The sequence below is a fragment of the Rhodopila sp. genome (assembly GCF_965276935.1).
Taxonomy (GTDB): Bacteria; Pseudomonadota; Alphaproteobacteria; order Acetobacterales; family Acetobacteraceae; genus Rhodopila.
The window spans coordinates 410,393-435,373 of record NZ_CBDIBS010000004.1; the positions used below are offsets into that span (position 1 = coordinate 410,393).

Genomic DNA, 24,981 nt, shown 5'->3' on the forward strand with positions numbered 1-24,981 from the left:
AAGAATTAGGATCAGGCAGCGCGTGGAACCAGTGCCGATCGCAGCCGAGCAGCCACGCGCGGATAAGCCGCGGCGAAGGCATTGATGTTCGCCCGTGTTGCGTTCCACGGCAGCGAGACTCGGATCGCCTCGCTGGCGAGCGGTCCAAGTCCCATCGCCCGCAGAACATGGCTGGTGGCGACCTTGCCGGAACTGCATGCGGCGCCCGCGCTGACCGCCACGCCCTCCAGATCAAGCGCGATAACCTGAGCATCGGCGCGTACCCCTGGCAGCGCGAGGCAGGTCGTGTTCGGCAAGCGATTGGTTGCATCGCCGCACACGACGGCACCAGATGCCACGGCAGCGGCTTCGGCTTGATCTCGCAGTTCGGCCAACCAAGCCCAGTTGTCTGTTGCGGACGCTGCCGCCGCGAAGCCAGCGGCCAGGGCAACCGATGGTGTACCGCCGCGCCGCCCACGCTCCTGCCCGCCGCCGGCGATCAAGGGTGCCGTGAAAGGCGCATCTTGCGCCATCAGAAGCGCACCGATGCCGGCTGGTCCACCAAGTTTGTGGGAGGAGATGGCCAAGCTATGGGCACCGGCGGCGAGCAGGTTGACCTCCATTCGGCCAACAGCCTGTACCGCATCGACATGCAGCAGAGCGCCGTGCTGACGGCAGATCGCTGCAGCCTGGGCGACGGGCTGAACGACGCCCGTCTCGTTGTTCGCCAGCATGAGGCAGACAAGGGACGGCACATCGTCACGCAGCACCGTTTCGAGAACGTCCAGGTCCACCACCCCATCGGCGCCAACCGGCAGCACGATCGGATCGAGGGCAGCGACGCGAACCGCGTCATGCTCGATCGCACTGATTAACACGCGGCGATTCGGCGAGAACGTATGAAGTGCCAAAGCATCGGCCTCGGTTCCCCCGGAGGTGAAGACAACATCCTGCGCACGGCCGCCGAAGCGCTCTGCCAGCGTCTCCCGCGCGGCTTCCAAATGCCGTCGAACTGCGCGTCCAGCCTGATGCACCGACGCGGGATTACCGGTCATGTCGAGTGTCGCGACGACTGCGGCCTTGGCCTCAGGCCGCATAGGCTGTGTGGCATTGGCGTCGAGATAATGCATGGCAACTGGCTTTCCGGACAGCTAAGGATATGCGGCTTGCATTGAGCAATACATGCAGAGGTTTACTCTAACTAATTCCATGCACTTCATGGTAGTAAAGCAGCATTTTATATAGAGAAGCACGCTGCTGCACCACGCGGGTTATCGTTTCGATTGTTTCACGCAGGAACATGAGAGGCATGGGATATTTTCATTTGAAGCCCGTCCTTCTTGGCCTATGATAGTTTATTAATGGTCACGAATAGCCTGAAGCGTTCTTCAACTGGGGCGGGTGGCGGAACGGGAAAAGGAGATTTGAACAGAGAACTTTATCTGAAGGTTGCGAACGACCCGAAAATTTCCGACCCTCTGGGTCAATAATTGGTGGTTTGACGATGTGATAGGTGACACGGAACTGTAATCGGGGGATTGCGTTCCTAATATCTATGTTTTGGATGGACCGAAGAGGGTATCTTGGTCCGTGCAAATGTAAGGCAGGCCCGGCAGCATGTCCGAAGTCACGGTGGCTTCTGGAGCAGGCGTTGCCGGTGGGACAGGAAACAGATTACATGCCCGAGGTAATGTTTGCCGGTCCGGATGGTCGGCTCGAAGGTCGGTATCACCACTCGAAGGAGTCGGGGGCTCCGGTTGCGCTGATATTGCATCCACATCCGCTGCATGGCGGGACGATGAACAACCGCATTACGTATTCCATGTATCAGGCATTCCAGAAGCTTGGCTGCTCGGTGATGCGGTTCAATTTCCGCGGTGTAGGCCGTAGCCAAGGTCGCTATGACGGGGGCATTGGCGAAATTGGTGACGCTGCTGCCGCGTTGGACTGGATGCAGGCAGTCAACCCCGGCCACGGTGGTTTGTGGATTGCTGGCTATTCATTCGGTGCGTTTATCGGCATGCAGCTTCTGATGCGCCGCCCTGAAATCTCAGGCTGGGTGAGCGTCGCACCACCGGCCAACCATTATGATTTCGGCTTTCTGGCGCCCTGCCCGTGCGGCGGGCTGATGCTGCATGGAAGCACGGATGAACTGGTGCCAGAACCTGCTGTCCGCAAGCTGGTTGACAAGCTGAACACACAAAAGGGTGTTCACGTTGATTATCGCGTCTTCGCCGGTGCGGATCACGTGTTTGCCACGCACGCGGACATGGTGGCGGATGCGCTAGAGGATTATTGTGGCAAGGCGATTGCCCGTAAACAATTGGCGTTGGCTGCGGATTAAGCCTTGATTCAGTTCATGGGTCAGTCCATTGGGCGGGCGTATATTTCCTGCACCCGCCTGTTGGACCCTAGTCTGTCGCTGAGACAATACGTCCTCCCGTAACCAGCTTTCGTGCGCCGGTTGTTTCGGGGAAACTCAATGGAAGCGCATATTTAACGCGCACTGCCAAAAATCCAAAGCATTGCGCTTCAAGTCCGTCGCCGTCCCAGCTAACCGCCTCGGCCGGATCGACGGGAACATGAATGCTTGAGCGCAGGGCGTCCATCACGACTGGATTGTGCCGGCCGCCGCCGCAGACAATCCAGCGGACCGGGTTCTCTGGGAAGCGGGCACAGACGATCGATGCCACGGTGAAAGCGGCAAGTGTCGCCGCGCCATCCGCAGCAGACAGATTTGAAATGCCGCTTTCCGCAAACAACGCGTCGAAATCCAGCCGGTCAAGCGACTTTGGCGCTGGTCGGCCGAAATAGGGATGCGACAGCATCCGATCCAGCACCAGCTTGTCGGGTCGGCCTGATCGAGCCAAACAACCGTCCCGATCATATCGCGCGCCGGTGTGCCGAGCGGCCCAATCATCCAGCGGTCCGTTTCCCGGACCGGTGTCGAACGCGACAAGGGATCCGTCGCGTCCGATCCAGGTGGCGTTAGCTACACCGCCTATGTTGAGTACGACCAGCGGCTTTGGAAGGTCTCGTGCCAGCGCCGCATGGTAGACTGGCGCCAACGGCGCCCCCTGCCCGCCCGCCGCCACATCCGCAGAGCGGAAGTCGAACGCGACGGGCAGTCCCGTGCGGCGCGCCAGCATGGTGGCGTCGCCAATCTGCCAGGTGCGCCGCAGATGCGGCTGATGCAAAATTGTTTGGCCGTGAAAGCCGATCAGGTCGGCGGGACGCCTGATCGCCTCGACCGCCTGCACGTGATAGGTCGTCAAGCGATCAGTGGCATCGGCAAGCTGGTCATTGTCAGCATCCAGTGTCGGCGCGAGATCGAGAATAGCGCGCAGATCGCGCCGCAAGGCAGCGTCGTACGGCAGGGTGAGGGAAGGTCCGAACGAATGGATTTCATGTCCGTCGGTCTCCAGCCACGCAGCATCGACGCCATCCAATGAGGTGCCGCTCATGAGGCCGATCGTTCTTAGCATTTGCCCTCGCAGCGCTGTGTGTTAACCCGCGTCGTCCGTACAGTACGAGTCTGTCATCATGTCCACCAGCAACTTTCTGGATGAAGCCATCGCGCGCGGCTTTGTCTTTCAATGCACCGACGCCGAGGCGCTTCGAGCCGAGATAGAGGCCGGCCCGATCGCAGCCTATATCGGCTTCGACTGTACGGCGGACAGCCTGCATGTCGGCAACCTGGTGCAGATCATGATCCTGCGGCTGCTGCAAAGGCATGGGCACACCCCGGTTGTCCTGCTGGGCGGCGGCACGACGCGAATTGGCGACCCTTCAGGCAAGGACGAGTCACGGCAGATGCTAACCGAGGCGGCCATCGCGGCAAACATGGCGGGCATCCGTCGCTGTTTTGCGGGATTTCTGCGGTTCGGCGAAGAACCGGCCGAGGCGATGCTGGCCAACAATGCGGATTGGCTGGACGGGCTTGGATACATCCCCTTGCTGCGGGACATCGGCGCGCATTTCACTATCAACCGCATGTTGGGCTTCGATTCGGTGAGGCTACGCCTGGAACGGCAGCAGCCGCTGACCTTCCTGGAATTCAACTACATGATCCTGCAGAGCTACGATTTTCGAGAATTGAATCGCCGCCTCGGCGTCGTGCTGCAAATCGGTGGATCAGATCAATGGGGCAATATCGTGGCCGGTATGGAACTCACCAGGCGCACGGATGGGAAAGCAGTTTTCGGCCTGACAACTCCGCTGATCACCACCGCCTCCGGCGCCAAGATGGGCAAGACGGCGCAGGGCGCGGTCTGGCTGGCCGCCGATCGGGTTTCCGCGTACGACTACTGGCAGTTCTGGCGCAACACCGAGGACGCGGATGTCGGACGGTTTCTACGACTGTTTACCGATCTGCCATTGGAGGAAATCACGCGTCTGGAATGTCTAGGCGGCGCGGCGATCAACGAGGCCAAGAAAATCCTGGCCACCGAAGCGACGACTTTGGTGCATGGTGCAGAGGCGGCTGCTTTGGCGGCGGAGACCGCCCGCCTTGCATTCGAGGCGGGCGAAGTCGCGGCGGCGCTTCCCAGCATCGATGTGCCGCTTGGCGAGCTGGAAGCTGGCATAGCCGCCTTCAGATTATTCACCGTTGCCGGGCTCGCCGCCAGCAACAGTGAGGCACGGCGGTTGATCAGGGGCGGCGGCGCCAAGGTGAACGATGCTTTGATCATTGACGAGGGCGATATCATCTCCTCTGCCTTGCTGCGCAATGGGACGATCAAATTGTCTTCCGGGCGCAAACAGCATCGGCTGGTGAGGGGGGTGTAGGAGTATCGATCGTTAATGGCTGGGATACCTGGATTGATGTGACCCTGGTGCTAAAGACATCCGCTGCAGCAGCTGGCATGGCAAACCCAAGGGCCGGTTCCGATTAGACCATGATCGTTTGCGGTTGCTACTAGCCGGTGTCCGATCATGGTCTGGTTGCTTGCCTGATCGCGTGCTTCACGCCTTCTGACGGATCAGCCCCAAGGCGATCACGCCTTTCAGGCCCGACAGCGTGCAGCAAAAGTTGGCTTACCAGAAGCAGTGGCCGGAAGGTCCAGGGGCGGAACTGGGCGGTTCTGGCGCAGCGTCGACGCGCCATCGGCGACCACTTGCCAGACCGCCTGCGACAGTGCCTTTCGATCCGCAAAGCTGGCGGGTTCCATTGGCGTATGCAGCAAGATCGTGGCACGGAGGCCGATATGCTGGCTTAGACGCCAAAAATGCGATGCGATATCCATATCGCCATACCAGGCAAAAACTGGACGGCTGGCCCGTCCGGCCGGCAGCCCACCCAGGCGGTCGTAGACCACCGACATGGGTTGAATCAGCGGAAGAGCCTTGGGGCTGTCTCCCTGTCTGACCTCCGCCAGAGCGAAAAACGACGTTCTGAACGGCAGAACCCTGGAGCCGTCGGAGCTTGTTCCCTCTGGAAACAGGATCAGGTTATCGCCATGGGCGAGTTTAGCCCGCATCGCATCACGCTCCAGCGCAATAGCCGTGCGGCTGCGTGACACAAAGACGGTGCGCCCCAGCCGGGCGATTGTGCCGATGACCGGCCATTTCGCGACATCGCGCTTCGAAACGAAGCAGCCATCCACGACACCACCCACGACGGGTATGTCGACCCAGGATGAATGGTTTGAAACAAAAACCACCTGCCTTCCATCGGCAGCCGAGGCGATATGTCCAATCACCCGGACCTTGATGCCGATCAACCGGGTAAAGATTCTCCAGTAGAACCGGGCGAACTTGATCTTCGTGCGACCTGGCGCAACAAGGCAAGCAGCTTGTATCAGCATAGCCGGGATCGTCCAGGCCAACACAGCCAAACCGCGCCGTATCACCCGGACACGTCGGGCAATTAACCAGCCTTCACGTCCGTTCAGCAGTTCCAGCAGAAAGCCCGGATTGTGATCTGGCTCCGGCAGCAGTCTGGGTCGTCGGACGAGATGGCTTGATTGACTTTCCTGACCCATCCTCAATGATCCGTTCATGACAAACGGAATACATCGTCGGCCGCGCTGGAACAATGGCGCAACCGTGACCATTTAGCAAAGGCTTCTGGAGCAAATTCCGCGCTAGACTGCGACATGCGCTGCCTCCGAATGCCACCCCGTCTCGCCACGCGGTGGCTTGCCATCTGGCTTTTCAGCTTGCTCGTTACGTCCGGACTCAATGACCTTCGAGCCGCGGACCCGCAGCCATATGACGTGACCCTGAAGCCCACCGGGAACGGAGTCTTGGACGCGGCGCTGCATGACAGCGCAAGCCTTATCTCCCTCCGCGCCTCCGCGCCAACTGGCGGCTTTGCGCTGACTGAGCGGGCTCGGCAGGATGTGGGAAGATTTAAGACCGCCCTGCAAAGCTTTGGCTATTACAAAGCTTCGGTACACCTGACCATCGACGGCAAGACGTTGGATGATCCGGGGATCTTTGCCGCTCTTGATCAGGCACCCGCAAGCCCTCCGATCGCGGTCGTCGTCAGCTTTGATCTCGGGCCGCGCTTTCAGCTTGGCCAAGTGACGATCTCCACGCCGGTTCCCGCCGACATTCCGGGGCAGCTTGACCTGCGGTCGGGCCAGCCGGCCATGGCGGCGGACGTCCTTGCGGCACAGGGTCGTCTGCTGAGTGCTCTTCGCGAAGACGGGTATCCAATGGCAAAGGTGCCAATACCCCTTGCAACACTCCGACCGGATGAAAACCGGCTGGACGTCGAGTTTCAGCCAGATGCTGGGCCGAAGACCGATATCGGTCCGATCAGCTTTAGCGGCCTAAAGGACATGAACGAGTCATTCGTGCGCCGGCGCCTGACAGTTCATCCTGGAGAACTCTTTACGACCTCGGCAATCGACACGGCACGGCAGGACCTGACGTCGATCGGGGTATTTTCGGTTGTTCGAGCCGTTCCGGCGGATGCGCTGGACCCGCAGGGCCAATTGCCGATCACATTTGATCTGACGGAGCGCCCGTTGCATGCGGTGGACCTAGGCGTCGCCTATTCCACCGACGTCGGGATAAACGTCACGACGGGCTGGCACGATCACAATCTGTTTGGCAACGCTGAGCAGCTAAACCTGACAGCGGCTGTCCAGTTGGGTGGCAACGCCGTAACCAGACCCGGCTACAATGTTGGCGCGCAGTTCATCAAACCGGACTATCTGGTGCGCGATCAGTCGCTGGAAATCGACGTGAACGCGATTGACCAGAGCCTGCAGGCCTACCAACAGACGGCGCTGCTGGAGAAGATCGCGCTCAACCGCAAGCTGACACCGCATTGGACCGCAAGCCTGGGCCTGTCGGGCGAGCAGGAATCGATCCTCCAGGAAGATGTGACCCGGCACTACGAGCTGGTGGGTATCCCGGCCAGCCTGAGATACGACAACACGACCAGCCTGCTGGCGCCGACCAGCGGGATTCGCGCAAGCCTGACGGTCACGCCGACCGAGTCCCTTGGCACGACCAGCGCGACGTTCTTTATCACGCAGCTTGCCGGATCAACCTACCTGGACCTGTTCGATAACGGACGGAGCATTCTGGCGCTGCGCGGCCTGGTCGGAAAGGATTTCGGCGCCGGCGTGTTCAGCCTGCCGCCTGACCAGCGGTTTTATGCCGGCGGCAGCGGCACGGTCCGGGGATATCGGTTTCAGACGTTGGGTCCACAGTTCGCGAACAGGATACCAACGGGTGGCACGGCGATCTCGGCCGGAACGGTGGAGTTGCGCCAGCGTATCCTGGGCAGCTATGGCATTGCGACGTTCCTGGATGTGGGACAGGTGAGTTCGAATGGCGCCCCCTTCACGAGCAACTGGCATGCCGGAGCCGGCATTGGGGCTCGCTACTACACATCCATCGGCCCGATTCGGCTTGACGTCGCGGTGCCGCTGAACAAGCTGCCGGGCGGAGACTCTCTCGAGTTGTATATTGGTATCGGAGAAGCGTTCTAGTGCGCCGGTTGGCGAAGTGGGTCTTGATTGTCGTTGCGGTTCTGATCGCGCTGCCCTTGCTGGTGGTTGTCGTCGTGCTGATCGGTGCCAACACGGGCCCGGGGCGGCACTTGATCCAGACCGAGACCGCCAGCCTGACCGGCGGCATGGTGCGTATCCAGGATCTGACCGGCCGGTTTCCCGATGCGCTGCGGATCGGCCTCATTCAGGTTTCCGATGCGAAGGGGCGCTATGTTGTCGTTCAGAACCTTGTGCTTGATTGGTCGCCACTGAAACTACTGGGACGCACTGCGCAGGTGGACCAGCTTAGCGCGACGAAGGTCGATTTCAGCCGCCTTCCGGTATCCAGTGGCTCATCCCGCAGCAGCGGCGGGTCGTTCAACCTGCCGGTTCGGGTGGACCTGCGTCACCTTCATGTGGATGCAGCGATGATCGGCGCGCCGGTCGCCGGCACCGCGGCCACTCTTGTGCTGGATGGCTCGGGTGAACTGCAAACGCTGACCGAGGGCACCGTACATCTGGATGTTCGGCGACTCGACAGCCCAGGCCGATATGATGTTGACGGAGCAGTAACTGCCGACCATGTCCAGGCGACAGTCAGGGCCGACGAACCGGCCAAAGGTCTGATTTCCAGTGTGGCTAGTCTTCCGGACCTTGGTGCGATCACCGTTCAGGCTTCGATCAGTGGTCCCCGCGACGGTCTTGTGACACAGGCGGATCTGTCGGCTGGGCCGCTGAAAGCCGCTGCCTCAGGCACCGTTGATTTGGTGCACGAGGCGGCTGACCTGACGTTGAAGGCCGAGGCTCCGGCAATGGCGCCGGCACCGGGCGTATCCTGGAATGGCGTTCAGGTGAATGCGCATGTGAATGGCCCATTCGGCAAGCCTGACGCCACCGGAATGGTGGACATTCAATCCTTGGCCGCGGGTGGGGCCAAGATCGGCGCTTTGAACGCCAATGTCAGTGGCAATGCGGGTCACATCGAATTGCACGCGACCGTCGCCGACCTTCACGTGCCGGGGCCGAAGCCTGACCTGTTGGCCGCAGCGCCCGTGGTGTTGGATGTGTCGGCCCAACTGGCTGCGCCGGCCCGCCCAGTGATGTTCACGCTGCACCATCCGCTCATCGCGATTGATGGTTCGGCGACAACCGGTAGCGAACGACAGGGTCACGCGCATCTTGTATTGCCCGACCTTGCACCGTTCGCGGCGGCGGCCGGAGTCGACATCCGGGGCGGAACCGACCTTGATTTACGAGCCGAAATGGCGGGTGGCACCACCACGGTCGCGGCGACAGGCAAGGTATCGATCACCGGCGGCATGACGCCAGTTCCCGCGTTGATCGGTCCAGATGGCCGGATCGATCTCGCCGCCTCGATGCATGGCGAGGATGTGACGCTGTCACATCTGACGATCAGCGGGAGAGCGCTGAATGTGTCGGCCCAAGGAGGCGTGGCGGCGCAGGTGGTCGACCTGGACTGGGCGCTGCGGTTGAGCGACCTCGCGGCCGTACAGCCCGCATTGTCGGGCAGTCTGGACGCGAAAGGCCACGCAGCGGGCAAGACCGATGACCTGGCCGTGAGGTCCGACCTCGATGCCGACCTGGCGGCCAAGGGATTCAGATCAGGTCATATCATGGCGCATCTGGACGCCACGGGACTACCAGCCGCACCACATGCCTCGGTGACCGCGGACGGCACATTGCTTGATGCGCCCTTATCGCTGGCTTTGTCGGCGGATCGAACCGACGGTGCCGTTCACGCCGCGATCAGCCGAGCGACCTGGAAATCGTTCCAGGCGGAGGGGGCCGTCAACCTGCCGGCAGGTGCCACGTTGCCGGTCGGTTCGCTGCGGATCAACCTGGCACATCTGGCGGACTTCGCGCCATTGCTCGGGCGACCGATGGCTGGACAGGCCGCGGTTGCCTTAAATGCGGATGACAAGGCTGCGCACCTCGCCGTTACCGTGCGAGATGCGGCGATCCCTGGCACTGCCGCAGTGGGTAAAGCCTTGCTTAACGCGACGGTGACCGATCCGACCAACCATCCCGCCATTGACGGCACCTTCACGGCTGATGGCGTCTCCGCCGGATCGGCCAAGGGTGCCTCCGCCCGCCTCACCGCCAAGGGGCCATTGGACGCGGTCGGCCTGACTGTCGCCGCCAACGCCCCCGCGTTGGCGGGTGGTCCTGCCAGAGTGGAAACCGCTGGCGTTCTGAACGTCCAGGACCGCACCTTGGCACTGGGAAGGATGGCGGCAAGTTGGAAGGGGGAAGTTGTAAGACTGCTGGCTCCGGCAAAGCTGGCATTCGCCGACGGCGTATTGGTGGACCGGCTGCGCCTGGGTTTCCGGCAGGCGGAGCTGTCGGTATCCGGCGGCGTCGGCAGCAAGCTGGATCTGACCGCCGCGCTGCGGAATTTGCCAGCCGATGTCGCCGCCATCGCTGATCCGGCCCTTGCCGCGGACGGCATGATAAACGCCGCGGCGCGTCTGACCGGTACCACCGCCAGCCCTGAAGGCACGGTCAAACTGACCGCCGCTGGCGTGCGGCTTCGCGAGGGTGCCGGCCGAGCAATACCGGCTGCGAATTTGACGGTAGATGTAGGCTTGCTGGGTAGCAAAGCTCGCTTGAACAGCGCGCTGACGGCGGGCCAATCGCATTTCGCGGCAGTCGGGATGGTGCCGCTGTCGTCGACCGGTGCGCTCGACCTGAAGACGGACGGGCGCGTCGACCTTGCGATGCTCAATCCATTGCTCGCCGCACAGGGCCGCCGGGCGCGAGGCGAGGTGACCTTGAACGCCGCGGTGGCCGGTACTGTTGCGGCACCGAAGATTGACGGAAAGCTTGTCCTGACGAATGGCGACGTGGCCGACTATGTCGTCGGTGCCCATGTTACCGATCTGGCCGCCACGATCGAGGCAAACGGAGATACCATCCGGCTGGCTCAGTTCAGCGGCAAGGCTGCTCCAGGCACGCTGGGGGGAAGCGGCACGATCAGCTTGAAGGGAGCAATGCCGGTCGATCTGCACTTTACCGCGGACAATGCGCGCCCGGTGTCAAGCGACCTGCTGACCGCGCTGATCGACGCGAATATAACGGTTCAAGGTGAGGTCAAAGGTGACCTGCAGGCTGGCGGCACGCTGCATGTGCGGCGGGCCGACATAAGGATACCCGACAAGCTGCCAGCCAGTGTCGCAGTGCTGCCGGTGCGCGATCCGAATGCACCGCCGCCCGCGCCGCCCGAGACATCAAACTCGAACATCGCGCTGAACCTGACCTTGGATGCGCCTGGGCAGGTCTTCATTCGCGGCCACGGTCTGAATGCTGAACTGGGTGGCTTGATTCACGTGACTGGGACCGCCAGCAAGCCTATCCCCGATGGTGGCCTGCATCTCCGCCAGGGGACGTTGAGCGTTATCGGCACCACGTTGAACTTCACCTCGGGCACCATCGACTTCAGCGGCGCAGGCATCACGGATCCGTCGCTGCATTTCGTCGCGACGTCCACCACAAGCACGCTTGTCGCGACCTTGACAATCAGCGGCAGCGCGAAGGACCCGAAGATTGCGCTATCGAGCGTGCCGGAGATGCCGCAGGACGAGATCCTGGCGCAGCTTCTGTTCAATACCAGCGCGTCCAAGCTTGGTCCGTTGCAACTCGCGCAGATCGCGGCGGCGCTGGCATCGCTATCGGGTGCCACATCCGGCGCAGGTGATCCGCTGGATAAGCTGCGAACGGCGGTTGGCCTTGATCGGTTGTCCGTTGGTAGCGACAGCGCCGGTAACCCGACGCTGCAAGCGGGTCGCTATGTCGCCCGCGGCGTCTATGTCGGCGCTCAACAGTCGGCATCAGGCAATGGGACTCAGGCGACGGTGCAGGTAGATATCGCGAAAGGGCTGAAGCTTCAGACGACGGCCGGATCGGGCACAACGGACGCGACCGGCAGCACCAGCAGCGGGGACGCCGCGAGTGTGGGGATGACCTACCAGTTCGAGTACTGATCGGCGCGATCGGTTACCCCGGGGGCGCCGTCTCCGCGATGCCCTTGTTCTGCACGAACGCCTCATACCACGCCGTCAGCTTCGGGTGGTTCGGCCGCCATGGATCCGAACTGAAGCGGAAATCCAGGTAGCCCAGCGCGCAAGCCACGGTAATGGAGCCGATGTCGATGTGTTTGTGCGGCGGATCAACCTCCAGCGCGTCGACCGTTCTGCTGATCGCGGCCTTGAAGCGGGCGATCTGTGCATTCCGGGCTGCTTCCTGGGGTTTGCCTTGCTCACCACGACATGGGACAGCCGCATCCAGAATGCCGTCACCCATCGACTGGTGCTTCAAGGCCCGCCACCGAGGCGCACCGTGCGTGGGAAACAGTTGCAGTTGTTCCCCCAGGCTATCGAGGTACTCGCAAATCAACTGACTGCCGAACAACGACAGGCCGTCATCGGTGACAAGACAGGGGACTTTGGACAACGGATTGTTCGCGACCAGATCCGCAGGCGATTCATGCGGATTGCTGGAATGCTTTTCGATCTGTGTGTCCAGTCCACGAATGATGGCACAGGCCATCACTTTCCGGACGTATGGACTGGTTGGTGAGTGATACAGTTTCACGGCTGGTGATCTCCCTCAGAAGCGGTCCTTCCTGGCGCGCAATGCTGTGAAGCTTGCCACGTCCGGCGCCAGCAAAAACGGATTCGCCTTCAGCTCATCCTCTAGCACCGATGGTACGCTCGGCTGACCGGCGGAGCGAAGCTGCTCGACCTTCGCGACGAAGGCGTGCAGCGCGGCGTTGTCTGGATCGACGGCCAGCGCGAAGCGGGCATTGCTTTCGGTGTATTCGTGCCCGCAACACACCAACGTATCGGCGGGCAGAGCGGCCAGCTTGCGCAGGCTGGCATACATCTCCTCCGGCGAGCCCTCGCTAAGCCGGCCACAGCCCAGACTGAACAACGTGTCACCCGACAGCAGGATGTCGCCGTCCGGGAAAAAGAAATTGATCTGGCCGCGGGTATGGCCAGGCGTGTCGATGACCTGAGCGGTGGCGTTGCCAAGCCTGACGGTGTCGCCCTCGGTCACCGTCTGGTCAAGTCTGGGTAGCCTGTTCCTGTCGGCGGCGGCGCCGACAACCGGACAATTAAAACGGGCACGAACCTCATCGGTGCCAGCGGTATGGTCCGCATGGTGATGAGTCAACAGGATCATGTCCAACCGTCCTCCTGCCTTCTCGATGGCTTCGATGATCGGTTGAGGATCGGCGGGATCCACGATCGCGGTGGCGCCGGTATCGCTGTCGCGCAGCAACCAGGCGTAATTGTCCTTGAGGATGGGGACGGGAGATGCTGTGACTGTCATAGCAGAAAGCCTAGCACTCGTTCATTCGGGCGAAAACGGGTGAACGTGTTATAGAGCGAAGTCATGACCGCCGATGCACATCTCGCCGCGGAATTTTATGGCTCTGCCCGAGGCGCTGTGACCGCTCGTGTGCTACGGGCGCGTCTGTCGATGATGTGGCCTGACCTGCAGGGCGAGGCGGTGCTTGGGATCGGCTATTCGGCGCCCTATCTGCGGCTATGGCGCGATCATGCCAAGCGGTGCATTGCCTTGACGCCTGCTCAACTCGGAGCGGCGCACTGGCCGGCGGGTGCCGCCAATCTGTCATGCACCGCGGAAGAGGACGCGCTGCCGTTCGCGGACCTGACATTCGACCGTATCCTGCTGGTCCATGGTCTGGAGACCGCGGAAAATGCGAAGCGGCTGCTGCGGGAGGTCTGGCGTGTCCTTAAGGATGACGGGCGCCTGATGATCGTGGCGCCGAACCGCAGTAGCATGTGGGCCTACTGGGACAGTACGCCGTTCGGACATGGCCTGCCATATTCCACAGGCCAGATCAGCCGGCTGTTGGCTGCCGGGCTGTTCCGTGTCGAACGGCGGGATGCAGCGCTGTGGATGCCGCCGTTCCGGCTGCGCATTCTGCTGCGCGGTTCGCCGCTGTTCGAGCGCGCAGGGCGTAACCTGATGCCAGGACTGGCGGGCGTGACACTGACGGAGGCCGTCAAGGACGTCTACGCGGCAATGCCGGTGAATGCCGTGCCACGTCGGCTTGTCCTTTCGGGAGCCGCCTGATCATGGCCATCAGGGTCGCCTAAAGCGCGATTGGTCTAGGTTGACCCAGAAGTCGCGCTTTAACTCGTTGCTTGATCGCGTGATTCACGCCTTCTGACTAGGTCAGCCTCAGGCGATCACGCTCTAACCCACCTACTGACGGATCAGGATGTAGTGCATTGTAAAGGTGAAGTCGATCGGCTCCCGAGTCCCGCTCGGCAACGGCGGAATGCGTGCGTCACGAAATAACGCCTGCAGTGCCAGATCCAGCCACATCGAGCCTGACTTGCCAGTCAGTTCGACCGACGTCACCCGACCGCTCGGCATCACGACGACGTGGACCTTTGCGTTCCCCTCCTCCCCCTCACGACGGGCCTGTGGCGGGTAGTATGCATGTTCCGATACCCAGCGGCTGAGGGCGTTGCGCCAGTCAGGGCCCGCTTTGTCGCTATCAACGTCAGCAAATGGCGTATCGTCGGCCGGTCCCGGCTTTGCCGGCCCAAGTGAGAAATCTATCGCACCCGGCGGGTGCGGCGTTGATTGCGGACGTGAACGCGGTACAGGGGCGCCGAAGCTGTAATTCATCGGCGACGGAAAGTCCGGCGGCTTGGCTGGTGCGGCGTGCCTGACTGGCGGCGGCAGCGGCGGAGATGTTGGAGGTGGCTTAGGCGCAAGCGGCGGGGGCAAAGGCATCGGTTCGGCCTCCGGGCTCTGCTCGACCGGCGGACGCGGTGGTGCTGGCGTTGCTTGAGGCGGAGTTTGAGGAGGTTGCGGCGGCACGGGCTCGGGCGGTACCGGCGATGGCGCTTCGAGGGGCGGCGGTAGCGGAGGAATGGATATTGGCGCCTGATTGATCGGCGCCTGATTGACCGGCGGTGCCGGCGGAGGCGTTTCGACGGATGGCGGTCTTTCCGGTGCCGGCGGCGTCGGTGACGCCATGCTATTCGGCTGCGGCTTCGGCTCTGTCGGGCCACTCCGGCGACCGCGATCGAACAGCATTGTGACTGTCGCCGGCGGCGGAAGAAGTTCGCTTTTCCGTTCGCGGCGGATCGTCACCAGCAACAGGATAGCGATCACGATGTGAACCAGCAGGGAGATAGCCGCCGCGATGAGAAGACGGCGGGATGCAAAACGCCTGGTCAGGCGGCGTCGCAGCGGCCGGCGGCGAAGGGGGTCGGAAGGCGCACATAGCCGTGATGGTCGGGGCCGCGATGGTCGGGGCCGCGGCGGTCGGGGCGGCGTCATCCGTGCGCCGCGCCTATCGGCGCCTCAGTCGGAATACACCCTGCTCGCCGAGCAGGTTCGCCAACCAGGAGAAGCGCCGCCAAGGTCCGCGCCGTCCAGCATCGTCGGCGGCCAGCCACGTCTCTACCAGGTAGCCCTCCTGTTCGCTCAGGATAAAGAAATCCCGGATCGTGCAGGGATGGATGTTGGGGGTCTCATACCAGGCCCGGTCCCAGGTCGAGGTCATCGGCATCCGCCCGGTTGACAGAAGCTGCCAACGCACCAGCCAATGACCGAAGTTCGGAAAACTGACCACGGCGCGAGTGCCAATCCGCAGCATCTGCCCCAGCACCTCACGCGGCCGCTCCACGGCCTGCAAGGCGCGTGACAGCACGACGTAGTCGAATGCACCGTCCGGATAGTGGGCCAGATCGATATCGGCGTCGCCGTGCATCACCGGCAGGCCGTGCGCGACCGCGCGAGTGACCGCGGCCATGTCGATCTCGATGCCCCGTGCATCGCAGCCCTTGGTCCGGAACAGGTGATCGATCAGGCTGCCGTCGCCACAACCAATGTCCAGCACCCGCGAGCCAGGCGCGATCATGCCAGCGATCAACGCCAGATCAACGCGCATGTTCTTGGCGATGAAGCGCACCGGATCCAGCGTGCTCATGCCGTCAGACTCATGGATGCAATCCCGCATGGATCGCGCAGCCGCCCAGGAAACCAGCCAGCGTTCGATGGAAATCCGGCTCATCCAGCAGGAACGCGTCGTGTCCCTTGTCGGTTGGAAACTCGACGAACGAGACGTTGGCGCCGGCGCGGTTCAGAGCACGCGCGATCGAGCGGCTCGCGGTCGTCGGAAACAGCCAGTCGGAGGAGAACGAGGCCAGCAGGAAGCGGGTTCGGGTGCCCTTGAACGCTGTCGCGAGGTCGCCGCCGCAATCCGCCGCTACGTCGAAATAGTCCATCGCACGCGTTATCGTCAGGTAGCTGTTGGCATCGAACCGCTGCACGAAGCTGCTGCCCTGGTGGCGCAGATAGCTCTGTACCTCGAACATTTCTCCGAACAGGTTGATCGCTTCCGTGCTGTCCTTCGGCGCGTTCTGCAGCCGGCGGCCGAACTTGCGCGTCAGCGCCTCTTCCGAGAGGTAGGTGATGTGCGCGCACATCCGAGCAACCGCCAGGCCCCTGGCGGGAATTTGCCCAGTCTGCCAGTAACGCCCGTTCTGCCAGTCCGGATCGGCAAAGATTGCTTGTCGCCCAACCTCATGAAAGGCGATGTTCTGGGCGGAATGATATGACGCGGTGGCGATTGGCATCGCCGCGAATACTGACTCCGGATACAGCGCGGCCCATTGCAGCACCTGCATGCCGCCCATGGATCCACCGATCACCGCGAACAGGCGGTCGATACCCAGATGTTCGATCAGCCGCTTTTGCGCGCGCACCATGTCGCGGATGGTGACGGGGGGAAAGTCGGTGCCCCACGGTTCGTCCGCCGAGACCGCACCATCCGGCAGTTCGCGGTTGCTGAGCGGGCCTGTGCTACCCATGCAGCCACCCAGCACGTTGGGACAAATAACAAAAAACCGATCCGTGTCGACCGGGCGGCCCGGGCCGACCACAGCGTTCCACCACCCAGGCCGGCCGGTGATTGGGTGTGGCTCCGCCACATACTGGTCCAGGGTCAGCGCGTGGCACACCAGCACGGCGTTGCTTCTGGCGGCATTGAGACGGCCGTAGGTGCGGAAGGCAACGGTGTGGCTACGCAACGTAACGCCACATTCGAGGGATAGCCCCTCGTCGAAGGTGACATGACTGTGGGCAACGTCCGCGCGTGTGACTGGCTGGTCCATCGCGGCGACTGAATAGGACCTGCCGAAGGCGCCCGCAACCGGCAGCACCGATTTGGTGATCCGCGCGCGGTTTGGGGGTGGCCAGTGGAGGTGGCCAGTGGGCGTAGTCAGCCAGCCGCTTGGACTGTGCCGTTCGAATAGGTTTGCAGAGCGATGCGCTTCCGCTAAGTCTGCCTTCCTGCCAGGGAAGAACAATGGCTCATCCTGCTGCAACAGCCGATGCCTCTACCGCGCCTTCGCTTGACGAGGAAACGCCTCTCGGTGATGGCTGGCGACCCGCTGATGGCGGTCCCAGGGCTGGCCTGTCCGGCTTGCGGGCGGAACTGGACCAGATCGACGACGCAGTCCATGACCTGCTGATGCGGCGTGCCCAGGTCGTGGAGCAGGTTGCGCGGACGGGCAAACCGGCGGCATTCCGCCCGGGCCGAGAGGCGTCGATCGTGCGTCGTCTGGTGAAACGTCATCAGGGATCGCTGCCGGCAGCATCGCTGTTCCGCATCTGGCGTGAGCTGCTGGCTGGCACCACGTCCATTCAGGGCGGATTTTCACTGGCAATATGCGGCAGCGATCCGGGCGCCGGGTTGACACAGCTCGCGCGAGAACATTTTGGCGCGCTGACGCCTCTCCGCCTGCATGACAACGCGGCGGCGACTTTGTCGGCTGTCGGCGACGGCGCGGCCTCGGTTGCGGTGCTGCCGTTCCCGTCCGACATCAACACCTGGTGGGTTCTGTTGCTGCATCACGAACCACGCCTGCATATCGTGGCGCGGTTGCCCTTCTGGCGTGATCGGCCGGATGGCGCACCGCAACTCCAGGCGCTGGTCATAGCCGCCGCGCCGCCGGATGCCAGCGCCAAGGATTGCTCCTTTATCGGTCTTGAATGCGACAGCGACATCAGCCGGCCCCGGCTGGCAGACGAATTGACTGCCGCAGGGCTGGCCTGCGACACAATGGTGTTGCTTCGCGAGCAGGGTGCGGCAACGGCGCATGTGCTGGCCGAGGTCGACGGGTATGTAACGGACGACGACCCTCGCCTCAGCCACCTGGGGGCCGCCTTGCGCCGGCCGGTGGTGATCGGCAGCTACGCAGTTCCTTTCCCGGAAGCCACATGATGACGTCCCCGACGCCTCGCCCAGAGATTCTGACCATTCACCCGTATGTCGGCGGCGAGTCGGCGGTTCCTGGTGCCAATCGTATCGTGAAATTGTCGTCGAACGAAGGCGCGTTCGGCGTGCCGCCATCCGCCAGGGCCGCTATCGCTGCGTTGGCCGAAGACGTCCACCGCTATCCGGACGGAGGCGCCGAACGGCTGCGGGCTGCGATCGGCAAAAGCTGGGGCCTGGACCCGGCGCGCATCGTCAGCGGCGCGGGATCGGATGACCTGATCTACCAGCTCTGCCTGTCCTATGGTGGTTCGGGACGCGACATCATCATGTCGGCGCACGGTTTTTCCATCTATCATATTGCCGGGGCCTATGCGGGTAGCCGTGTTATCAAGGTGGCGGAACGCGACCTGACGGCGGACCTGGATGCCATGCTGGCGGCCGTGTCGCCTTCCACAAGACTGGTTTTCCTGGCCAATCCCAACAACCCGACCGGCTCGATGCTGCCGGCTGAGGCGGTTGCGCGCTTTCGCGCCGCCCTGCCGCCCGAGGTGCTGCTGGTGCTTGATGCGGCCTATGCCGAATATGTCACCCGCGCCGATTACGATGCCGGCACAAAGCTCGTGGATGCGACCAACAATACTGTCATGACCCGCACATTCTCGAAGATCTATGGTTTGGGCGGCATGCGCATTGGCTGGTGCTATGCGCCGACGGCGGTGGTGGATGTGCTCAATCGCGTGCGGAGCCCGTTCAATGTCTCCGTCGTCGGTCAGGTCGCCGCGATTGCCGCCTTGACCGAACCCGGATGGGTCGAGCGAGGGCGTAACCACAACGCCTTGTATCGAACGAAACTTAGTGCCGGGATCAACGCCGCCGGCATCAAGGTCTGGCCAAGCGAAGGCAATTTCGTGCTTGCTGATTTTGGCGCCGCCGAAAAAGCCGACGCCGCGGATGATTTCTTGCGGTCACGCGGCATCATTGTTCGCAAGGTGACTGGCTACGGCCTGCCAAATTGCCTTCGCATCACCGTCGGCACCGATGAGGAAGTTGGTATGGTGATCGACGCGTTCGCAGATCTCTCGCACCGAACCCATGCCTGATCCTTTGTTTCATCGGCTCAGTCTGCTCGGCGTCGGGTTAATTGGTTCGTCCATTGCCCGGATCGCTCGTGAGCGCGGCGATATCGCGGCCGAGGTCGTCGTCAATGCCCGAACCCAGATGACGTTGGACCGGACGATGGAACTTGGCATTGCCGACCGGGTGGAGATTGATCCGGCCCGCGCGGTCGTCGGCGCCGATTGCGTTGTTCTCTGCGCGCCGGTCGGCGCCTTCGCTGATCTGGCGGTACGGATCGCGCCCTATCTGTCACCAGGCGCCGTGCTGACGGATGTCGGTTCGACAAAACAGTCGGTGATCCGCGATGTCGGTTCATTGGTGCCAGCCGGCGTGCATTTCGTCCCGGCGCATCCGATCGCTGGCACCGAGCACTCGGGCCCGGATGCCGGCTTTGCCGAGCTGTTTCAAGGCCGTTGGACTGCGCTGACCCCGCCGCCCGGCACCGATGAAGCCGCGATCGAGAAAATCGCGGAACTGTGGCGACGCTGCGGCTCCCTGGTAGAGCGGATGGAAGCGAGCCATCACGACCGGGTGCTGGCCATCGTCTCTCACCTGCCGCATCTGATCGCGTTCACCATCTGCGGCACCGCCGACGACCTGGCTGATGAGAGCCGGCAGGAAGTGGTCAATTTTGCCGCTTCGGGTTTTCGAGATTTTACCCGGATCGCGGCTTCAGATCCCGTGATGTGGCGCGATATCTTCTTGAACAACCGAGAGGCGTTGCTGGAGATGCTGCAGCGCTTCATGGAGGACGCTCAGGCAATGGCGCGTGCCGTGCGCTGGGGCGATGCAGCCTATATCGAGGACAAGGTCGAGCGCGGCCGGAAGATTCGTCGTAGCCTGATAGAGCGCAAGCAGGCGTAGCTCTTGCCCTGGAATGCCGCATTGAGTCACACTCAATGCTTGTCAGATAGAAAAACAGGGAGCCAGCCATGACCGCTAAAAGCAAGGGTCGTCTGCGTCACGTCGCACTCAGTGTTGCCGACCCGTGGGAGACGGCAGAATTCTATAAGGACTCACTTGGGCTGGAGGAAGTGACAGAGCTGGATGGAGAACTCGCGGAAGGCGTGTTCCTCACTGATGGCGTGGTGAACTTGGCAATCCTACATTTCAAGTCGGACGAGGCTTCGCAGGGCACCGGGACGGATTTCGTCGGCTTGCATCATATCGGGTTCTGGGTGGACGACGTGATCGTCTCTGGCGAGCAGGCGCGTGCGGCAGGGGCGACCTGGATCATGGGGGACCCAAACAACCCCGACGGCTATGAGGTGAAACACACCGACCTATCCGGGATTATCTTTGACATCGCCGCACATGGCTGGGCGGGGTCACAGAAGCGCCCCGGTGAGCCGGAGAATGAAGTCCACCCTAATCCTCAGCGGCGGCTGGCAAAATTCGATGCTCGGCGGGAGGCTGCTCGACAAGCAATCGCGTCAAAGAAACTGGCGGAGGTTGCCTGAACCAAACTGTTGAAAATTTCGATTGTTGGGTAAGCCGGCCGTGATCTGGAGGTGCGAGCCGTCCATCGCCGGTCGGCGCCCGTAGTAGGCGTCGCCGGCTTCTCCTGACGCTTACGATTGTTTCTTTGGCGGCTGCATGGTCAGACCTTGAGTGAGGACTGCTTCAAGCAAAACTTCATGACGCCGGCTTTTCTATTTTCGTTGATGTCTTGCCAAGATTTTCCTTGCCGGCGCGCGTGCCGCCGACACGATCTGCTCCCTGTGCGTCCGCTGCACCAGGCTTCTTGTGATTGCCCGTGTTCTGCTGCGTGTCGGTATGATCCACGGTTTCCTCGGTATGCGGCTGCTTCATCTTTAACGCTCCTGTTTCCAGAACGGTGAACGATCCAGCCGCTGCATGGTTCGCTGCCGTGATCAAGTATCCTGATCCGCCGTGATCAGGTGGCACGCGACGAAGTGCGCTGGGCCAGACCGACGGACCGCCGGTTCCTGAGCCGAGCAGATCGGCATGACATGTGGGCACCTGGTATGAAAGCGGCAGCCGGGGGGCGGTGCGAGGGCTGTCGGGATATCACCTGTCAGCGGCGGCTTACGCGCCAGGCCGCGTTTGCGTTGCGATGGATGGGTTACCGGCACCGAGGCCAGCAGCGCCTGGGTATAAGGGTGAAGCGGTCGAGCATACAGCGGACGCTTGTCGGCGATCTCGACAACCTTGCCCAGGTACATCACGGCGACCCGCGTCGAGATATGTTTTACCACACCGAGATCATGCGCGATGAACAGGTAGGTCAATCCGAGTTCCGCCTGCAGGTCGGTCAGCAAGTTGACGATCTGTGCCTGGACCGAGACATCCAGCGCCGAAACCGGTTCATCCAATACAACGAATTTCGGCCGCAGGATCAGTGCGCGGGCTATCCCGATCCTCTGCCGTTGGCCGCCCGAGAACTCATGCGGAAAGCGGTAGCGCGCGCTGGCCGGCAGACCGACCTTGTCGAGCATGGCCGTCACAGCCTCTCGTGCGGCGACGGCCTTAACTACTCCGTGGATCAGCAACGGCTCCATGATCGTGTCTTCCACCGACATGCGCGGGTTCAGCGCGCCGAACGGGTCCTGGAAGACGATCTGCATCGACCGCCGTGCCGCCCGCAGGGCCTTGGCGCCGAGGCGGGTGATCTCCTGCCCGTCGAACGTGACCTGTCCGCCGGTGGCGGGGATCAGGCGGATCAGCAGACGGCCGAGCGTGGATTTGCCGCAGCCCGATTCTCCGACGAGGCCCAGGGTTTCGCCGGCTTTGATCGTCAGGTCAACGCCGTCCACGGCGTGGAGCGCGGTCCTCGTGCGGCGAAACAGGCCGCCCGATTCGACGTTGTAGTGCTTGGTCAGGCTGATGGCTTGCAGCAGCGTGGGCATCAGGCAAGGTCACGCACACGGATGCAGGCGGCCTTGTGATCCGGCTCGAACGACTTCAACTCAGGTATGCCGCCGCTGCAAGCTGAAATCGCATGATCGCAACGGGCGGAAAAACGGCAGCCGCTGGGGCGGCGGGATGGTTCGGGCAGGTTGCCTGGAATGGCGACCAGCCGGTCGGTATCCTGATCCAGGGTTGGCACGCAGGCGAGCAGGCCGCGGGTGTATGGATGCAATGGGTTGTCGAATAGACGTGCCACCGGCGCCCGCTCCACGACGCGGCCCGCATAGGTGACCAGAACCCGGTCCGCGGTTTCGGCGATAACCCCCATGTTGTGCGTGATAATGATGATGGCCATACCGAACTCGTCGCGCAGGTCCAGCAGAAGATCCAGAATCTGCGCCTGGATCGTCACGTCCAGTGCCGTTGTGGGCTCATCGGCGATCAACAGACGCGGGCGGCAGACCAGGGCGATTGCCAGCATCACCCGCTGACGCTGACCGCCGGATAACTGGTGCGGGTAGTCCGTCATGCGCCTGACGGCGGACGCGATGCCGACCTTCTCAAGCATCTCGACGGCGCGGGCAAAGACGTCAGCCTTCGGCAACGTCTCGTGCGCGCGGATCGTTTCCATGATCTGCTCACCGATGGTGAACACCGGGTTCAGGGAGGTCATCGGCTCCTGGAACACCATGGCGATGCCGGGTCCGCGCAGGCGCTGCATCGCGCGCCTTGACAAGGTCAGCAGGTCGGTGCCGTCGAACCGGATACTGCCGCCGAGAATGCGGGCGGGCGGGATTGGCAGCAGGCCCATGATGGCCAGGGCGGTGACGCTCTTGCCACTGCCGGATTCACCGACGATACCCAGGATTTCACCGCGATCAAGCGTAAAGGAGATTTCCTCGATGGCGGTGACCTGGCCGTTGGAGGTTTGGAAAGCCGTTGTGAGATTTTCGACTTCGAGCAGGCTCATTGCTGGATTCTCAGGCGCGGGTCGAGGACGTCTCGCAGCCCGTCGCCGAGGAGGTTCAGGCCGAGAACGGTGATCATCAACGCCGCACCGGGAATGGTGATGATCCAGGGTGCGTCGATCATGTACTGGCGGCCCTCGGCCATGATGTTGCCCCAGGTCGGGGTTGGCGGCACCGCGCCGACGCCAAGAAAGGACAGAGTGGCCTCGGTCAGTACGGCATAGGCGAACAGGAAGGAGAGCTGCACGATCAGCGGCGCCATGGCGTTGGGCAGGATGTGGCGGCGCAGGATCCGCCAATGGCCGGCGCCGGCGGCACGCGCGGCCTGCACATACTCCATCTCCCGCAGCACGATCACGGAGGAGCGGACGATGCGCACGGTGCGTGGTGTATAGACAATCGCCAGGGCGATGATGACGTCGTTGACTGACGGGCCGAGCACCGCGGTGACGGCGATGGCCAGCAGCACGGCGGGGAAGGCCATCAGGGCGTCGTTGACGCGCATCAGCATGTTATCGAGGCGGCGGAAGTAGCCGGCGACGGCGCCGATCGCGGTACCGAGGATGGCATTGATGGCCACGACGGCGGCCCCGATATACATCGAAAGCTGAGCGCCCCAGATGACCCGCGACCATAGCGATCGACCAAAATTGTCGGTGCCAAACAGGAAGTCTCGACTGGGCGGCTGGAACTTGGTGCGCATCGACAACTTATTGGGGTTAATCGGGGCGATCAGCGGGGCGAGGATTGCGACGGCCAGGATGATACCGAACAGGACGCTGCCGAGCAGGAAAAGGCGGTGATGCAATAGTCGACGCAATGTGGCACGCGTCGAGGAGATTGGGTCAGGCGCCTTCATAGCGTACCCTGGGATCGAGCAGCGCGTAACAGATATCGACCCCGATATTGATCAGCACCAGCAAGGCCGTGGTGATCAGCAGGCCACCCTGCACCATTGGGTAGTCCCGGTTGAGCACCGCCTGGGTCAGCAACTGACCGATGCCGGGGATCGAAAACAGCGTCTCTGTCACCACCGAGCCGGAGATCAGCAGGCTGACGATGATGCCGACGACCGTGGTGATCGGGATCAGCGCATTCGCCAGCGCGTGCTTCAGCACCACCTGGCGGTTTGGCAGGCCTTTGGCGCGGGCGGTGCGGACATAGTCCTGCCGCAGCACCTCTAGCATTGTTGATCGTGTGATGCGGGCGAGCAATCCGGTCAGCAGCAGCGCCAACGAGATCGCCGGCATCGTGGAGGTGACAAGCCACCCCAATGGATCATGGCTGAAGGCGATATAGCCGCCGGTGGGCAGCCAGCCCAGATCGACCGCGAACAAAATAATCATCAGCAAGCCGAGATAGAAATTAGGGACGGAAATCCCCAGCATCGCCAGCACCATGGCAAGTTGGTCCACCCAGGTATTCTGCCGCAGCGCCGCGACGATGCCAGTAAGAAGGCCAAATACCAAAGTCAGCACGAGTGCGTAGGCGGACAACGCCAAGGTGATCGGCAGACGCAGCATCGTGGCCTGGATGACAGGCTGGCCCAGCAGGAGCGAGCGACCAAGATCGCCATGCAGCAGGTTGGCATACCAATACCAGAGCTGCGACAGCAGCGGCTGGTCCAGCCCAAGATCATGACGGATGTTCGCGACCTGCTCTGCCGTCGCCGACATACCGGCGATGGCGGTGGCCGGATCACCGGGAATCAGATGGATCATTGCGAAGGTGATCAGACTGACGATTAGCAGGATCGGCAAAGCGCTCGCCAGTCTTCGAAGGATAACGCCGCCCATCAGGCGGT

Annotated in this window: 22 protein-coding genes; 9 read left to right on the forward strand and 13 right to left on the reverse strand. The window is 62.4% G+C overall.

Going from position 1 to position 24,981, the window contains the following annotated elements:
• Nucleotides 1–11: 11 nt before the first annotated feature.
• Complete coding sequence (locus ACQY4S_RS18260; protein WP_428486650.1) at nt 12–1,109, reverse strand: cysteine desulfurase family protein; 1,098 nt, start codon at nt 1,107–1,109, stop codon at nt 12–14.
• Nucleotides 1,110–1,657: 548 nt separating this feature from the next.
• Here ACQY4S_RS18260 and ACQY4S_RS18265 point away from each other — a divergent pair.
• Complete coding sequence (locus ACQY4S_RS18265) at nt 1,658–2,323, forward strand: alpha/beta hydrolase (RefSeq protein WP_428486651.1); 666 nt, start codon at nt 1,658–1,660, stop codon at nt 2,321–2,323.
• A gap of 67 nt (nt 2,324–2,390) precedes the next feature.
• Here ACQY4S_RS18265 and ACQY4S_RS18270 read toward each other — a convergent pair whose 3' ends face one another.
• On the reverse strand, nt 2,391–3,464 hold the full coding sequence (locus tag ACQY4S_RS18270; protein ID WP_428486652.1) for an anhydro-N-acetylmuramic acid kinase: 1,074 nt from the start codon (nt 3,462–3,464) through the stop codon (nt 2,391–2,393).
• 58 nt (nt 3,465–3,522) lie between these two features.
• Between ACQY4S_RS18270 and tyrS the strand changes: the two genes are divergently transcribed.
• On the forward strand, nt 3,523–4,767 hold the full coding sequence (tyrS, locus tag ACQY4S_RS18275) for a tyrosine--tRNA ligase (protein ID WP_428486653.1): 1,245 nt from the start codon (nt 3,523–3,525) through the stop codon (nt 4,765–4,767).
• 218 nt (nt 4,768–4,985) lie between these two features.
• Here tyrS and ACQY4S_RS18280 read toward each other — a convergent pair whose 3' ends face one another.
• The gene (locus tag ACQY4S_RS18280) at nt 4,986–6,035 is read right to left on the reverse strand and encodes a lysophospholipid acyltransferase family protein (RefSeq protein ID WP_428486654.1); all 1,050 of its coding nucleotides are present in this window, start codon (nt 6,033–6,035) and stop codon (nt 4,986–4,988) included.
• Nucleotides 6,036–6,197: 162 nt separating this feature from the next.
• Here ACQY4S_RS18280 and ACQY4S_RS18285 point away from each other — a divergent pair, with 162 nt between their 5' ends.
• Both ACQY4S_RS18285 and ACQY4S_RS18290 read left to right on the forward strand, forming a co-directional pair.
• Nucleotides 6,198–7,931, forward strand: a complete 1,734-nt coding sequence (locus tag ACQY4S_RS18285; protein WP_428486655.1) for an autotransporter assembly complex protein TamA — start codon at nt 6,198–6,200, stop codon at nt 7,929–7,931.
• Nucleotides 7,932–7,954: 23 nt separating this feature from the next.
• On the forward strand, nt 7,955–11,932 hold the full coding sequence (locus ACQY4S_RS18290; RefSeq protein ID WP_428486656.1) for a translocation/assembly module TamB domain-containing protein: 3,978 nt from the start codon (nt 7,955–7,957) through the stop codon (nt 11,930–11,932).
• A gap of 13 nt (nt 11,933–11,945) precedes the next feature.
• On the opposite strand, the gene ACQY4S_RS18295 is transcribed toward ACQY4S_RS18290, so the two are convergent.
• Nucleotides 11,946–12,542: a glutathione S-transferase N-terminal domain-containing protein gene (locus ACQY4S_RS18295; protein WP_428486657.1), complete on the reverse strand. Its 597-nt coding sequence runs from the start codon at nt 12,540–12,542 to the stop codon at nt 11,946–11,948.
• 15 nt (nt 12,543–12,557) lie between these two features.
• A complete protein-coding gene (gene gloB / locus ACQY4S_RS18300; RefSeq protein WP_428486658.1) occupies nt 12,558–13,283 on the reverse strand; it encodes a hydroxyacylglutathione hydrolase in 726 nt (241 codons plus the stop codon).
• A gap of 63 nt (nt 13,284–13,346) precedes the next feature.
• Between gloB and ACQY4S_RS18305 the strand changes: the two genes are divergently transcribed.
• Nucleotides 13,347–14,054, forward strand: coding sequence for a class I SAM-dependent methyltransferase (locus ACQY4S_RS18305; protein ID WP_428486659.1), 708 nt, complete (start codon nt 13,347–13,349; stop codon nt 14,052–14,054).
• Between the two features lie 132 nt (nt 14,055–14,186).
• Here the strand turns inward: ACQY4S_RS18305 and ACQY4S_RS18310 are convergent, their stop codons facing one another.
• Genes ACQY4S_RS18310 through metX form a run of 3 tightly spaced genes read right to left on the reverse strand, consistent with a single transcriptional unit; the run spans nt 14,187 to nt 17,116 of the window.
• On the reverse strand, nt 14,187–15,278 hold the full coding sequence (locus ACQY4S_RS18310; RefSeq protein ID WP_428486660.1) for an energy transducer TonB: 1,092 nt from the start codon (nt 15,276–15,278) through the stop codon (nt 14,187–14,189).
• 13 nt (nt 15,279–15,291) lie between these two features.
• Nucleotides 15,292–15,891: a methionine biosynthesis protein MetW gene (metW, locus tag ACQY4S_RS18315; RefSeq protein ID WP_428488452.1), complete on the reverse strand. Its 600-nt coding sequence runs from the start codon at nt 15,889–15,891 to the stop codon at nt 15,292–15,294.
• Nucleotides 15,892–15,940: 49 nt separating this feature from the next.
• Entirely contained in the window at nt 15,941–17,116 is a 1,176-nt protein-coding gene (gene metX, locus ACQY4S_RS18320) for a homoserine O-acetyltransferase MetX (RefSeq protein WP_428488453.1), read from the reverse strand.
• Between the two features lie 194 nt (nt 17,117–17,310).
• Between metX and ACQY4S_RS18325 the strand changes: the two genes are divergently transcribed.
• From ACQY4S_RS18325 to ACQY4S_RS18340, 4 genes are all read left to right on the forward strand, one after another.
• Complete coding sequence (locus ACQY4S_RS18325; RefSeq protein ID WP_428486661.1) at nt 17,311–18,228, forward strand: chorismate mutase; 918 nt, start codon at nt 17,311–17,313, stop codon at nt 18,226–18,228.
• Nucleotides 18,228–19,322, forward strand: coding sequence for a histidinol-phosphate transaminase (gene hisC, locus ACQY4S_RS18330; protein ID WP_428488454.1), 1,095 nt, complete (start codon nt 18,228–18,230; stop codon nt 19,320–19,322). Before ACQY4S_RS18325 ends, hisC begins: the two co-directional genes overlap by 1 nt.
• Nucleotides 19,315–20,202, forward strand: coding sequence for a prephenate/arogenate dehydrogenase family protein (locus ACQY4S_RS18335; protein ID WP_428486662.1), 888 nt, complete (start codon nt 19,315–19,317; stop codon nt 20,200–20,202). Before hisC ends, ACQY4S_RS18335 begins: the two co-directional genes overlap by 8 nt.
• 68 nt (nt 20,203–20,270) lie before the next feature.
• Nucleotides 20,271–20,798 carry a VOC family protein gene (locus ACQY4S_RS18340; RefSeq protein WP_428486663.1) on the forward strand — a complete coding sequence of 176 codons (528 nt, stop codon included), beginning with the start codon at nt 20,271–20,273 and terminating at the stop codon, nt 20,796–20,798.
• A gap of 175 nt (nt 20,799–20,973) precedes the next feature.
• Here ACQY4S_RS18340 and ACQY4S_RS18345 read toward each other — a convergent pair whose 3' ends face one another.
• Genes ACQY4S_RS18345 through ACQY4S_RS18365 form a run of 5 tightly spaced genes read right to left on the reverse strand, consistent with a single transcriptional unit; the run spans nt 20,974 to nt 24,973 of the window.
• A complete protein-coding gene (locus ACQY4S_RS18345; protein WP_428486664.1) occupies nt 20,974–21,216 on the reverse strand; it encodes a hypothetical protein in 243 nt (80 codons plus the stop codon).
• A complete protein-coding gene (locus ACQY4S_RS18350; protein ID WP_428486665.1) occupies nt 21,213–22,208 on the reverse strand; it encodes an ABC transporter ATP-binding protein in 996 nt (331 codons plus the stop codon). The genes ACQY4S_RS18345 and ACQY4S_RS18350 overlap by 4 nt, the downstream gene beginning before the upstream one ends.
• A complete protein-coding gene (locus ACQY4S_RS18355) occupies nt 22,208–23,179 on the reverse strand; it encodes an ABC transporter ATP-binding protein (RefSeq protein WP_428486666.1) in 972 nt (323 codons plus the stop codon). The genes ACQY4S_RS18350 and ACQY4S_RS18355 overlap by 1 nt, the downstream gene beginning before the upstream one ends.
• On the reverse strand, nt 23,176–24,036 hold the full coding sequence (locus ACQY4S_RS18360; RefSeq protein ID WP_428486667.1) for an ABC transporter permease: 861 nt from the start codon (nt 24,034–24,036) through the stop codon (nt 23,176–23,178). Before ACQY4S_RS18360 ends, ACQY4S_RS18355 begins: the two co-directional genes overlap by 4 nt.
• Nucleotides 24,023–24,973, reverse strand: coding sequence for an ABC transporter permease (locus tag ACQY4S_RS18365; RefSeq protein ID WP_428486668.1), 951 nt, complete (start codon nt 24,971–24,973; stop codon nt 24,023–24,025). Before ACQY4S_RS18365 ends, ACQY4S_RS18360 begins: the two co-directional genes overlap by 14 nt.
• Between the last annotated feature and the right edge of the window lie 8 nt (nt 24,974–24,981).

Excerpts from the sequence above, each read along its gene's own strand:
- ACQY4S_RS18305 (WP_428486659.1), top strand. The coding sequence starts at position 13,347 with ATGACCGCCGATGCACATCTCGCCGCGGAATTTTATGGCTCTGCCCGA.
- hisC (WP_428488454.1), top strand. The coding sequence starts at position 18,228 with ATGACGTCCCCGACGCCTCGCCCAGAGATTCTGACCATTCACCCGTAT.
- ACQY4S_RS18340 (WP_428486663.1), top strand. The coding sequence starts at position 20,271 with ATGACCGCTAAAAGCAAGGGTCGTCTGCGTCACGTCGCACTCAGTGTT.
- metW (WP_428488452.1), bottom strand. The coding sequence starts at position 15,891 with ATGCGCGTTGATCTGGCGTTGATCGCTGGCATGATCGCGCCTGGCTCG.
- ACQY4S_RS18260 (WP_428486650.1), bottom strand. The coding sequence starts at position 1,109 with ATGCATTATCTCGACGCCAATGCCACACAGCCTATGCGGCCTGAGGCC.
- ACQY4S_RS18280 (WP_428486654.1), bottom strand. The coding sequence starts at position 6,035 with ATGGTCACGGTTGCGCCATTGTTCCAGCGCGGCCGACGATGTATTCCG.
- ACQY4S_RS18350 (WP_428486665.1), bottom strand. The coding sequence starts at position 22,208 with ATGCCCACGCTGCTGCAAGCCATCAGCCTGACCAAGCACTACAACGTC.
- ACQY4S_RS18270 (WP_428486652.1), bottom strand. The coding sequence starts at position 3,464 with ATGCTAAGAACGATCGGCCTCATGAGCGGCACCTCATTGGATGGCGTC.
- ACQY4S_RS18355 (WP_428486666.1), bottom strand. The coding sequence starts at position 23,179 with ATGAGCCTGCTCGAAGTCGAAAATCTCACAACGGCTTTCCAAACCTCC.
- ACQY4S_RS18365 (WP_428486668.1), bottom strand. The coding sequence starts at position 24,973 with ATGGGCGGCGTTATCCTTCGAAGACTGGCGAGCGCTTTGCCGATCCTG.
- gloB (WP_428486658.1), bottom strand. The coding sequence starts at position 13,283 with ATGACAGTCACAGCATCTCCCGTCCCCATCCTCAAGGACAATTACGCC.
- ACQY4S_RS18325 (WP_428486661.1), top strand. The coding sequence starts at position 17,311 with ATGGCTCATCCTGCTGCAACAGCCGATGCCTCTACCGCGCCTTCGCTT.
- ACQY4S_RS18360 (WP_428486667.1), bottom strand. The coding sequence starts at position 24,036 with ATGAAGGCGCCTGACCCAATCTCCTCGACGCGTGCCACATTGCGTCGA.
- tyrS (WP_428486653.1), top strand. The coding sequence starts at position 3,523 with ATGTCCACCAGCAACTTTCTGGATGAAGCCATCGCGCGCGGCTTTGTC.
- ACQY4S_RS18335 (WP_428486662.1), top strand. The coding sequence starts at position 19,315 with ATGCCTGATCCTTTGTTTCATCGGCTCAGTCTGCTCGGCGTCGGGTTA.
- ACQY4S_RS18265 (WP_428486651.1), top strand. The coding sequence starts at position 1,658 with ATGCCCGAGGTAATGTTTGCCGGTCCGGATGGTCGGCTCGAAGGTCGG.
- metX (WP_428488453.1), bottom strand. The coding sequence starts at position 17,116 with ATGGACCAGCCAGTCACACGCGCGGACGTTGCCCACAGTCATGTCACC.
- ACQY4S_RS18310 (WP_428486660.1), bottom strand. The coding sequence starts at position 15,278 with ATGACGCCGCCCCGACCGCCGCGGCCCCGACCATCGCGGCCCCGACCA.